The following is a 12,076-nucleotide window of genomic DNA, read 5'->3' on the forward strand; positions in this document are numbered from 1 at the left end:
ACGTGCTCCTCACCGCTGGCCGACGCGCTTGGCGAGCTTCGGATCGAGCCGGTCGCGCAGCGCGTCGCCGAGGATGTTCACCGCGAGGATGGTGATCGCGAGCGCGATGCCGGGATAGAGCAGGTTCATCGGCGCGATCTGGAAGAGGAGGCGACCCTCGGCGACCATGTTGCCCCAGGAGGGCACGATCGGCGGCGTGCCGGCGCCGAGGAAGGACAGGATCGCTTCCGTCAGCATGGCGGAGGCGGCGACGTAGGTCGCCTGCACGATGAGCGGCGGCACGCAATTGGGGAGCACGTGGCGCCAGAGCAGCTTCGGCAGCGGCGTGCCGACCGAGACCGCGGCCTCGACATAGGGCTCCTCGCGAACCGAGAGCACGACCGAGCGCACGAGGCGCACGACGCGCGGCACTTCCGGCACCACGATCGCGGCGATGACGGTGACGATGCTCGCGCCCGAGACGGAGACGAGCGCGATGGCGAGCAGGATGCCGGGGATCGCCATCAGCCCGTCCATGACGCGCATGACGATCGGGTCGAGCCAGCGGATGAAGCCGGTGAAGAGGCCGATCACGAGCCCGACCACCACGGCGAGCGCCGCGACCGCGAGGCCGACGACGACCGACACCCGCGCCCCGTAGACGAGCCGGCTCCAGACGTCGCGTCCGAGATGGTCGGTGCCGAGCCAATGCGTCGCCGACGCGCCCTGGAGGCGCGCGGCGGGGTTCAGCGCCGTCGGGTCGGTCGTGCCGACGAGGGGCGCGAAGACCGCGCCGAACGCGATGAGCGCGAGGACGAGCGCGGCGAACGCCGCGAGCGGGTAGCGCCTCAGCGTCCCGGCGAGATGGGAGGCGGGCGCGGCGGGAGCCGGCGTCGGCTCGTCGCCCGGCGGGATCGCCCCCTCGGCGGTCTTGTCGACGACGGCGGTCAATAGCGGATCCTCGGGTCGAGCAGGGTGTAGGCGAGATCGATGATCAGGTTCAGCACCACGTAGATCAGCGCGAAGAACAGGATCAGGCCCTGGATGATCGGGTAGTCGCGCCGGGTGATGGCGTCGACGACGAGGCGGCCGAGGCCGGGAATGTTGAACACGCTCTCGGTCACCACCACGCCGCCGATGAGGAGCGCGACGCCGAGCCCGATGACGGTGACGATCGGCACCGCGGCGTTGCGCAGCGCGTGGCGGAAGAGGACCGTGCGCTCGACCTGGCCCTTGGCGCGGGCGGTGCGGATGTAGTCCTCGTTCAGGGTCTCGAGCACGCTCGCGCGGGTGATGCGGGCGATCAGCGCGATGTAGATGCACGAGAGCGTCAGCGTCGGCAGGATGATGCCCTGCGCGAAGGCGACGGGATCCACGAAGGGGCTGGTGTAGCCCTGCACGGGCAGGAGCCGCAGCTCGATCGAGAACACGTACATGAAGCCGTAGCCGAGCACGAAGACCGGCACCGAGAAGCCGAGCACCGCGAAGACCATCACCGCCCGATCGATCCAGGTGCCCGAGCGCCATGCGGCGAGGACGCCGAGCGGCACCGCGACGAGAACCGAGAAGACGATCGTGGTGAGCGCGAGCATCAGGGTCGGCTCGATGCGCTGGGCGATCAGCGTCGTGACGGGGAGCCCGGTGAACAGCGATTCGCCGAGGTCGCCCTGGAGCACCTGGACGATCCAGCCGAGGAACTGCTCCCAGATCGGCCGGTCGAAGCCGAAGGCCTGGCGCACCGCCTCGATCTGCGCGCTCGTCGCGGTGTCGCCGGCGAGGATCGCGGCGGGGTCGCCGGAGATGCGCAGCATCAGGAAGACGATCACCGCCACGACGAGCAGGACGGGGATCGTGGAAACGAGGCGCTGCAGGACGAGCAGGGGCATGGTGGTCCTCATCGGGTACGGCCGTCGCCCGCGCCCGCCACCGTCCCCGAGGGGAGGTCGCGGCCGCGGGCCGACGGGTGGGAGCGAACGGACGCGCCGCTCGCCCCCACCGATCCTCGCTGCGCTCGGCCCGCCTCCCCCGAGTATATCCCGAAGGTGAGGTCTCGGGGCGAGCGCGTTCTCGACCGATCAGCTCTTCTGGATGTTCCAGAAGAACGGCGGCGCCTCCAGGATACCCGAGACGTTGTCGCGATAGCCGGTGGGCGTGAAGAACTGGCCGAGCACCGCGTGGAAGTTCTGCTCGAAGAAGCGCGACTGGATCTTGCGCGCGATCTCCTTCTGGTCGTCGATCGAGCCGGCCTCGGCGAACTCCGTGCGCAGGCCCTCGATGACGTCGTCCTGCGCCCAGCCGACCCAGGCGGTATCGCCCGCCGCCGACATGGCGAACTGCACGACCGGGTCGAGCAGGTCCGCGCCCTCCCACCAGGTCACGAACATGTTCCAGCCGCCGTCCTCGATCGGGTTCTTGCTGGCACGGCGCTGGAGCACGGTCGCCCAGTCCATGGCCTGGGCGTCGACGTTGATGCCCATGCGGCGCATCGTGTCGACGATGACCTGGATGTAGTTGGTCTGGACCGGGATGTCGGTCGTCGCCAGCACGACGAAGGGCTCGCCGTTGTAGCCGCTCTCGGCGAGAAGCTTCTTCGCCTCCTCGAGGTCGGGCTCCTGGATGAAGCCCGCGTCGGCGTCGTTGGCGAAGGTCGTCTCGCAGGGGAAGACCGAGAAGCACTCCTTGTAGTATTCCGGCGAGCCCACTGCCGCCTGCAGCAGCGCCGTCTGGTCCAGCGCCCGCACGATCGCCTTGCGCACGCCCGGGTTGGCGCTCGCGCCCACGAGGCTGTTGAAGCGCGCCATGCCCATGTTGCCGAGCGGGTTGAAGTTCTCGACCTTGACGCCGGGCATGCCGGCGACGATCGGCGCGAGGTCGGCGGGAACCTGCTCCCAATAGTCGACCTCGCCCGTCATCAGCGCGTTGAGCTGGGTGTTCGGGTCGGGGAAGTTGATCCACTCCACGCCTTCGAGATGCACCACCTTGCCGCCGGCGGCGTTGGAGGCGGGCTCGTCACGCGGGACGTAGTCCGGGTTGCGCTCGTAGACCACGCGGGCGCCGGGGCGGAACTCGCTCCCGACGAAGCGGAACGGGCCCGAGCCCACCTGCTCCTCGGCGGTGAGACGCTCGGATGTCGGCTTCTCCGCCATGCGCTTGGGCATCATGAACGGCACGTTGGTCGAGAGCTTGCCGATCGACTGCAGCACGAGGCCGTAGGGACGCGAGAGCTTGAGCACGATCGTGTCGGTGCCGTCGTGGGTGCAGCTCTCCATGTAGGAGAACAGCCGCCGGCCCATGCCGTCGACCTGGCCCCAGCGGATCAGCGACAGCGCGCAATCCTCCGCCGTGACGGGGCTGCCGTCGTGCCAGGCGAGGCCGTCGCGCAGCGAGATTCGGTAGGTGAGCTTGTCGTCGGAGATCTCGACGCCGCTCGCCATCTGCGGCTTCACCTCGAGGTTGGCGTCCTGCGCGAACAAGGTGTCGTAGATCAGGTAGCCGTGATTGCGGACGATATAGCCGGTCGTCGCCACCGGATCGAGGATCGTCAGCGAGGCGTGCGGGATCACCCGCAGGACGCCGCTAGGGGCGGCACGCGCACGCCCCATGCCGAAGGGTAAGGCACTCATGCCCGCCGTCGCGGCGGCACCCGCGAGTAGATCGCGCCTGGTCAGCTTGAAGGTCATCGTCGGTTCCCCTCTTGGTTCGTTCGTGTGCGGACGAGCCGCAGACGGATCGGAGACTGCGCGATGTCCTCCCCAGCGCGCGTGTCGCCCATCCGATGACGATGGTCATGCAAGCCGCACGCCATCGGCACTCCCCCGCGGTGCATCGAGCGCGGGGAAATTCACCGCGGCCTCCACCGCGGCGGCGGCGGCGAGGACGAGCGCGTCCTCGCCGCGCCGCGCGACGATCTGGAGGCCGACCGGCAGGCCTTCGCGGCTGAACCCGACGGGCACGGTCGCGGCGGGCTGCCCCGAGAGGTTGAACGGGTAGGTGAAGGGCGACCAGTCGCTCCACGGCCCGTCGAAGCGCTCCGGCACGCCGGGGCCGGTCGGGCGACCGTCCACCGTCGGCGCGCCGATGGGCATCGTCGGCGTGATCAGCAGGTCGACCTCCTCGTGGAAGCGGCGCATGCGCTCGGCGAAGGCCTGGCGCGCCGCGAGGGCGTCGACATAGGCCGACGCCGGCAGCCGTGCGCCGGCCTCCGCCGAGCGGGCGAAGCCGGGGTCGCACAGGTGCCGGCGCTCGGGCGGCATCTTCGCCCACAGGCTCGCCGAGCCCGCGAGCCAGAAGACGTTGCAGACGTCGAGCGGGTCCTCGATGCCGGGATCGCCGTCGCTCACCTGCACGCCCGCGGCGGCGAGGGGAGCGAGGGCGGCGCGGCAGGCGGCCTCGACGTCGGGATCGACGAACCTCGCATAGCCGAGGTCCGGGCTGAATGCCGCCCTCAGCCCGGCGAGCGAGCGGCCCAGCAGCGCGCGCGCCGCCGGCGGCGCCTCGGCCGTGGCCAGCGTGTCGCGCGCATCGGGGATCGCCATCAGCTCGAACAGGAGCGCGACGTCGGCGACGGTGCGTGCCATCGGCCCGAGGATCGCGAGCACGCCCATCGGCGAAGCCGGGAACGCGGGGATGCGGCCGGAGGTCGGCTTCAGCCCCGCGAGCCCGCAGAAGGCGCAGGGAATGCGCACCGAGCCGAGCCCGTCGGTGCCGACGTGCAGCACGCCGATGCCGAGCGCCCCCGCCGCCGCCGCGCCGGCGGAGGAGCCGCCCGACGTGCGCGAGAGGTCCCAGGGGTTTCGCGTGACGCCGTGGGCGGGGCTGTCGCCCAGGCCCTTCCAGCCGAGCTCGGGAAGGCTCGTGTAGCCGACGAGGACGGCCCCCGCCTCCTTGAGGCGCCGCGTCGCCGGCGCGTCGAAATCCGGCGTCGTCGGCGGCAGCGCCTTCGAGCCGCGGTGCATCTCCCAGCCGGCGACGGCGACGTTGCCCTTCATCGTGGCGGGGACGCCGTCGGCGGCGCCGAGCGGCATGCCGGCGCGCCAGCGCGCCTCGGAGGCGCGGGCGGCCTCCATCGCGGCGGCGTCGTCGACGTGGACGAAGGCGTTGATCGCACCCTCGAACCGGTCGCGCCGCGCGATCACCGTCTCCACGGCCTCCACCGGCGAGCAGCGTCCCGCGGCATAGGCCGCCGTCAGCTCGGCTGCGGTCATCTCGTGGATGTCGGCCATCGCGGCGCCCTCCGCTCGGTCGTTTACGCGAGCGTAGGCTAGACCGAGCGCGCCGCGTGGCGAAATACGCGCATGACCGAATGCGTATTGGCGCACGCGCAGACCCCGCGGCATCGACGTGCCGGTGCGGCGACGCTACCCTCTCTCCCGCCAGACGATCCGCCGGGCGGACACGATGCGCCAGGCACGCGTGCTGCGTCACGCACGAAGGAGAACCGCGCCGATGAACGGGGTCGCCATTGGAGCCGGAGCCAAGCGCGTGGCGATCGGCGGCTTCATGCACGAGACGAACACGTTCGCGGCGACGAAGGCCGACCTCGACGCCTTCCGCCACGGCGGCGGCTGGCCGCCGCTCTCGGAGGGGGCGGACGCGCTCGCGGCGACGCGGGGCGTCAATGTCGGCATGGCGGGCGCGATCACCGCCGCAGAATCCGCCGGCTGGGAGATCGTGCCCACCCTGTGGGCGGCGGCGAGCCCGTCGGCCCACGTCACGCGCGAGGCCTACGAGACGATCGCCGAGCGCCTCGTCGCCCGCATCGCCGAGGCGCAGGCGGAAGCGCCCCTCGACGGCGTGCTGCTCGACCTGCACGGGGCGATGGTGGCCGAGCACGTCGACGACGGCGAGGGCGAGATCGTCGCGCGGGTGCGCGCCCTCGTCGGGCCGGGCGTGCCGATCGTCGCGAGCCTCGACCTGCACGGCAACATCGGCCCGCAGCTCGTCGAGGCAGCGGACGCGCTCGTGGCCTATCGCACCTATCCCCATGTCGACATGGCGCGGACCGGGGAGCGCGCGGCGGCCCTGCTCGGGCGGCTCATGGCGGGCGAGCGCCTGGCGCGCGCCTTCCGCCCCCTCCCCTTCCTCGTGCCGGTCCCGTGGCAATGCTCGCGCCTCGAGCCGGCGCGCACGCTCTACGCCGGGCTCGAGGCGCTGGAGGCGGATCCCGCGATCGCCGCGCTCTCGCTGATGATGGGCTTTCCCGCGGCCGACATCCCCGACTGCGGCCCGAGCGTGCTCGCCTACGCGACGGACGCCGCGACCGCGGAGGCGGCGGCGGAGGCGCTGGAGAAGGCCTTCCTCGCCGCCGAGGACGCCTTCGCCGGCGAGGCGCTCGCGCCGGATGCCGCGATCGCCCGCGCGCGCGCCATCGTCGCGGAGCGGGGCGGGCCGGTGGTGATCGCGGACACGCAGGACAATCCCGGCGCGGGCGGCGACGCCGACACGACGGGCATGCTCCACGCGCTCGTCGCGGCGGACGCGCCGAACGCCGCGCTCGGCGTGATGGTCGACCGCGCCGCCGCGGCGGCGGCGCACGCGGCGGGCGAAGGCGCGCGGATCACGCTCGATCTGCCCGGCAGCGGGCTCCCCGGGGACCTGCGGTTCACCGCGCAGGCCGTCGTGGAGCGGCTCTCGGACGGCGTCTTCGTCGCCGACGGACCGTACTACGGCGGCACCACGATGCGGCTCGGCCCGAGCGCGGCGCTGCGCATCGGCGGGGTGCGCGTCGTCGTCGCCTCGCACAAGGCGCAGGCCGCCGACCGGGCGATGTTCCGCTACGTCGGGATCGCGCCGGAGGAGACGGACATCGTCTGCGTGAAGAGCTCCGTGCACTTCCGTGCGGACTTCGCGCCGATCGCGCGCGCGATCCTCGTCGCCGCCGCGCCGGGCCCGATGCCCGTGCGGCCCGGCGACCTTCCCTTCGGCCGCCTGCGGCCCGGGCTGCGGCTCGAGCCGAACGGGCCGGCCTTCACGCCCCCATCAGGAGGAGACGTCCCGTGAGCACCGGCATCCCGACGATCCCGCCCGCCATCGCCGGCTTCGCCGACGCGCTCACCGCGATACGGCGCGACTTCCACGCGAACCCCGAGCTCGGCTTCGAGGAGACGCGCACCGCCGGGCGGGTCGCCGCGCTGCTGCGCGAGTGGGGCGTCGACGAGGTGCACGAGGGCATCGGCGGCACCGGCGTCGTCGGCATCGTGCGGGGCGCGCGGCCGGGCACCCGCAGCATCGGCCTGCGCGCGGACATGGACGCGCTGCCGATGGAGGAGGCGACGAACCTTCCCTTCCGCTCGACGCGCCCCGGGCTGTTCCACGGCTGCGGTCACGACGGGCACACCACGATGTTGCTGGGCGCCGCGCGCGCCCTCGCGCAGGACCGCGACTTCGCCGGCAGCGTCGTGCTGATCTTCCAGCCCGCCGAGGAGGGGCTCGGCGGCGCGCGCGCCATGCTGGCGGACGACCTGTTCGCGCGCTTCCCCTGCGACGAGATCTACGCGCTCCACAACGCCCCCGCCCTGCCGCTCGGGTCGGTGGGCGTCACGCCGGGCGCCGGCATGGCCGGGGCGAGCTTCTTCGACATCCTGGTGCGTGGGCGCGGCGGCCACGGCGCGATGCCGCATCTCGCGCGCGATCCGGTCCTCGTCGCGACCGCGCTCGCACAGGCCGCGCAGAGCGTGGTCGCCCGCGACGTCGACCCGCTTTCGCCCGCCGTCCTCTCGATCACGCGCATCGAGGCGGGCGCGGCCTACAACGTCATCCCCGACGAGGCCCGGCTCGCGGGCACGCTGCGCTACTTCTCGGACGCGACGCGCGCCGTGCTGGTCGAGCGGCTGGAGGCCTTGGCGCGGGGCCTGGCGCAAGCCTACGCGGTGGAGATCGAGGTCTCGATCCGCGACATCTTCACGGTGCTCGAGAACGATGCCGCAGCCGTCGAGGCCGCCGCGGCGGCGGCACGGGAGATCCTCGGCGAGGACGGGGTGGACGCGGCCTACCCGCCGAGCGTCGCGAGCGAGGACTTCGCCGACATGCTGCGCGCCGTCCCGGGCGCCTACGTCTGGATCGGCCACGGCGGCGACGTGCCGCTGCACAACCCCGGCTTCGTCCTGGACGACGCGGTCCTGCCCGTCGGCGCGAGCCTGCTCGACCGGATCGCGCGCACGCGGCTGGCGTGAGGCGCGGCGTCAGTAGGGCGTCCCCGCCTCCCGCTTGCGGGCGCGCGCCGCGAGCGCCCAGAACTCGAGGTCGCCGAGGAACTTCGCCATCGCCTTGGCCAGGAAGGGCGTGCGGTCCTCGCCCTCGAGCGAGACGGCGTCCTGGACCTGCGGCACCGGCAGCAGCGAGGAGATCGTCGGCATGCCGAGCTCGGCCAGCGTCATGCGCAGCTGCATCGCCGCGCGTACGCCGCCGTAGCGCCCGGCGGAATAGCAGGCGATGCCGGCTGGCTTGAAGAACCACTCCTCGAGATAGTGGTCGAGCATGTTCTTCAGCGCCGGCGGGATGCCGTGGTTGTACTCGCCCGAGACGACGACGACGGCGTCGCTCGCGCGGATCATGCCGGCGAGCCGCTCCATCGGCTCCGGCGCCTCCCCGGGCGCGAACTCCTTGTACATGCGGTCGAGGAGCGGCAGCGGGATCTCGGCGGCGTCGGCGAGGAGGGCGCGATGGCCCCGCGCCTCGACGGCGCGCACGAGCAGGCGCGCGAGGCCGATGCCGCGGCGGGCGGTGCGCACCGAGCCGTAGAGCACGAGGATCGTCAGCGGGTCCGTCGTCGGGGTATCCGTGTTCGGCGTGTCCGTGGTCATGGCATGCTCCGCGCTCGGCCGGGTGCGGCCATCGTGGACGGCGACACCGACGTCCGGAAGACACCATGTCGTGAGCGCCGCACGCTCGTCCGGCGCCGCCGCTTCGCTGTGCAACAGCGCACCCGTTGCGCAACCGCGCGCGGCGATCCTGCCCGATTCGGCGGCGAACCGAGGGGAAACCCGGAGCCGTTCACGCTGGCCCCTCTCTTGCACCGCAGCACGTCGAGGCGCCGCGGGGGGCGGCGTCCCGATGCAACGACAGGGGGACGGCTTCCATGACCTTCACGCGTAGACACGTGCTCGGCCTCGGCGCGGCGCTCGCCGGCGCATCCATGTTCCGCGGCGTGCCCGCGCTCGCCCAGGGCGAGCCGATCAAGGTGGGCGTGCTCCACTCGCTCTCGGGGACGATGGCGATCTCCGAGACGACGCTGAAGGACGTCATGCTGATGCTGATCGAGGCGCAGAACGCCAAGGGCGGCCTGCTCGGCCGGCCGCTCGAGGCGGTCGTGGTCGATCCGGCGTCGGACTGGCCGCTCTTCGCCGAGAAGGCGCGCGAGCTGATCACCGGCGGCTGCGCCGCGACCTTCGGCTGCTGGACCTCGGTGTCGCGCAAGTCCGTGCTGCCGGTGTTCGAGGAGCTGAACTCGATCCTGTTCTATCCCGTCCAGTACGAGGGCGAGGAGAGCCAGCGCAACGTCTTCTACACCGGCGCCGCACCGAACCAGCAGGCGATCCCCGCCGTCGACTACCTGATGGAGGTCGAGGGCGTCGAGCGCTGGGTGCTGGCGGGCACCGACTACGTCTACCCGCGCACCACGAACCGCATCCTCGAGGCCTACCTCCAGGCCAAGGGCGTCGCGCCCGAGGACATCCTGATCAACTACACGCCCTTCGGCCATTCCGACTGGCAGACGATCGTCTCCGACATCCGCCGCTTCGGCGGCGAGGGCAAGCGCACCGCGGTGGTCTCGACGATCAACGGCGACGCCAACGTGCCGTTCTACCGCGAGCTCGCCAACCAGGGCGTGGCCGCCACCGACATCCCCGTCGTCGCCTTCTCGGTGGGCGAGGAGGAGCTCGCCGGCATCGACACCGGCCCGCTCGTCGGCCACCTGGCGGCCTGGAACTACTTCATGTCGGTGGACACGCCGGAGAACCGCGCCTTCATCGAGCAATGGCACGCCTTCACCGGCGACACGAAGCGCGTCACCAACGACCCGATGGAGGCCCACTACATCGGCTTCAACATGTGGGTGAAGGCGGTGGAGGCGGCCGGGACGACCGACGCCGACGCGGTGATCGACGCCATGATCGGCGTCGCGGTGCCGAACCTCACCGGCGGCTACTCGGCGATGATGCCCAACCACCACATCACCAAGCCCGTGCTCGTCGGCGAGATCCAGGACGACGGCCAGTTCGCCGTGGTGTGGGAGACCGCGGGCCTCGTGCCGGGCGACGCCTGGTCGGACCACCTCGAGGGGTCGAAGGACCTGATGTCCGACTGGCAGGCCCCGATGAACTGCGGCAACTTCAACGTCGTCAGCGGCCAGTGCGGCGGCGCGTGACGCGCGCCCGATCGCGGCGGCGCCCCCGGGCGCCGCCGCGCTTTCCCCCACCCGCGATCGATCCGAAGGGCCCGTCCCCATGGCGCATCACGCCCGGACGCCGATCCGCCTCGCGCGGCTCGTCCTCCTCGCGCTCACGCTCGTCCTCGCGCCCGCCACGCTGACCGCACCGACGCCAGCGGCGGCGCAGGCCGCGCAGGAGGAGGTCGCCACGATCCTCGCGGGCTTCACGCGCGGGCAGTTCCCGGCGACTCTGGCGGCGATCGACGCGCTCGCGGCGTCCGGCCATCCGCACGCGGCCGAGATCCTGACGGCGCTGTCGGATCGGCGCCTCGTCGTCGAGGCCGCCGGGCGGCGCGTGCTGTGGAAGGACGCGGGCGGCGCATACTACGACGCGCTGACCGGGGCGCCCGTCGCGGCGCCGGGCGCCACCACCGACGTGCGCGTCTCCAACGCCGTGCGCCGCGCCGTGCAGACGGCGATGGCGAGCCTCACCCTGCGCGCGCCGAGCCCGGCGACGCGCATCGAGGCGGCTGCCGCGATCCTGCGCGCCCGCGATCTCTCCCAGCGCGACGCGCTCGCCGCCGCGCGGGCGGAGGAGACCGATCCGAACGTCCAGCGCGCCTTCGACGACACGCTCGCCGGCCTCGCCATCGCCGACACCGGCGCGGCCGAGGCCGATCGCCTGGCGGCGATCGCGCGGCTCGCGGAGCGGGGCGACGCCTCGGCGCGGGCGCTGCTGCTCGGCCTTCCCGCCGACGCGCCCGAGGCGCTGAGGGAGGCCGCATCCGCGGCGATCGCCGCCATCGACCGCCGGCTCGCGATGCAGGCGCACGTGCAGAACATCTTCTTCGGCCTGTCGCTCGGCTCGGTCCTGCTGCTCGCCGCGATCGGGCTCGCCATCACGTTCGGGGTGATGGGCGTCATCAACATGGCCCATGGCGAGATGGTGATGATCGGCGCCTACGCGACCTTCGTGGTGCAGGAGCTGATGCGCACTTTCGCGCCGGGCCTCCTCGACCTGTCGCTGCTCGTCGCCTTGCCCCTCGCCTTCCTTTCGGCGGGCCTCGTCGGCGTGGCGCTGGAGCGGCTCGTCATCCGCCATCTCTACGGCCGCCCGCTCGAGACCCTGCTCGCCACCTGGGGCGTGTCGCTGATCCTGCAGCAGGCCGTGCGCTCGCTCTTCGGTCCGACCAACCGGGAAGTGATGAACCCGTCCTTCATGTCCGGATCGCTCGAGCTCTTCGGCATCGCGCTGACCTGGAGCCGGGTGTGGATCATCGTCTTCGCGCTCGCGGTCTTCCTCGCGCTGCTCGTCGCCATGAAGGCGACCTCCTTCGGCCTGCGCATGCGCGCCGTCGTCCAGAACCGGCGCATGGCCGCCTCGATGGGCATCCGCACGCCCTGGATCGACGCGCTCACCTTCGGGCTCGGCTCCGGCATCGCGGGCGTCGCGGGCGTGGCGCTGTCACAGATCGACAACGTCTCGCCCAACCTGGGCCAGAGCTACATCATCGACAGCTTCCTCGTCGTGGTCTTCGGCGGGGTGGGGAGCCTGTGGGGCGCTTTCGTCGCGGCGCTGTCGCTGGGGGTTGCGAACAAGCTCGTCGAGCCGCTCGCCGGCGCGGTGCTCGCCAAGATCGTCATCCTGGTGGCCGTCATCCTCTTCATCCAGAAGCGCCCTCGTGGCCTGTTCGCCCTCGAGGGGCGCGCGGTCGAGAGCTGAGGAGG

At 72.3% G+C, this 12,076-nt stretch carries 9 protein-coding genes; 4 read left to right on the top strand and 5 right to left on the bottom strand.

The features are described 5' to 3' along the window. Positions 1–9: 9 nt before the first annotated feature. From G407_RS31790 to G407_RS0115045, 4 genes are all read right to left on the bottom strand, one after another. Positions 10–930: an ABC transporter permease subunit gene (locus G407_RS31790; protein WP_043539893.1), complete on the bottom strand. Its 921-nt coding sequence runs from the start codon at positions 928–930 to the stop codon at positions 10–12. Then, entirely contained in the window at positions 927–1,865 is a 939-nt protein-coding gene (locus tag G407_RS31795) for an ABC transporter permease (protein WP_029031472.1), read from the bottom strand. Before G407_RS31795 ends, G407_RS31790 begins: the two co-directional genes overlap by 4 nt. Positions 1,866–2,054: 189 nt before the next feature. Next, a complete protein-coding gene (locus tag G407_RS0115040; RefSeq protein ID WP_169728791.1) occupies positions 2,055–3,602 on the bottom strand; it encodes an ABC transporter substrate-binding protein in 1,548 nt (515 codons plus the stop codon). A gap of 162 nt (positions 3,603–3,764) precedes the next feature. Continuing rightward, on the bottom strand, positions 3,765–5,201 hold the full coding sequence (locus tag G407_RS0115045; protein ID WP_029031474.1) for an amidase: 1,437 nt from the start codon (positions 5,199–5,201) through the stop codon (positions 3,765–3,767). A gap of 223 nt (positions 5,202–5,424) precedes the next feature. Between G407_RS0115045 and G407_RS0115050 the strand changes: the two genes are divergently transcribed. After that, positions 5,425–6,978, top strand: a complete 1,554-nt coding sequence (locus G407_RS0115050) for a M81 family metallopeptidase (protein WP_029031475.1) — start codon at positions 5,425–5,427, stop codon at positions 6,976–6,978. Positions 6,979–6,986: 8 nt separating this feature from the next. Continuing rightward, on the top strand, positions 6,987–8,150 hold the full coding sequence (locus G407_RS0115055; RefSeq protein ID WP_029031476.1) for an amidohydrolase: 1,164 nt from the start codon (positions 6,987–6,989) through the stop codon (positions 8,148–8,150). Positions 8,151–8,159: 9 nt separating this feature from the next. Here G407_RS0115055 and G407_RS0115060 read toward each other — a convergent pair whose 3' ends face one another. Next, on the bottom strand, positions 8,160–8,780 hold the full coding sequence (locus G407_RS0115060; protein ID WP_052341418.1) for an NADPH-dependent FMN reductase: 621 nt from the start codon (positions 8,778–8,780) through the stop codon (positions 8,160–8,162). Between the two features lie 275 nt (positions 8,781–9,055). On the opposite strand from G407_RS0115060, the gene urtA reads away from it, so the two are divergent. Then, complete coding sequence (gene urtA, locus G407_RS0115065; RefSeq protein WP_052341419.1) at positions 9,056–10,345, top strand: urea ABC transporter substrate-binding protein; 1,290 nt, start codon at positions 9,056–9,058, stop codon at positions 10,343–10,345. 79 nt (positions 10,346–10,424) lie between these two features. Next, positions 10,425–12,071 carry an urea ABC transporter permease subunit UrtB gene (urtB, locus tag G407_RS0115070; protein ID WP_029031479.1) on the top strand — a complete coding sequence of 549 codons (1,647 nt, stop codon included), beginning with the start codon at positions 10,425–10,427 and terminating at the stop codon, positions 12,069–12,071. Positions 12,072–12,076: the final 5 nt, after the last annotated feature.

Origin of the sequence: Salinarimonas rosea DSM 21201, from assembly GCF_000429045.1 — a bacterium.
Lineage (GTDB): Bacteria > Pseudomonadota > Alphaproteobacteria > Rhizobiales > Beijerinckiaceae > Salinarimonas > Salinarimonas rosea.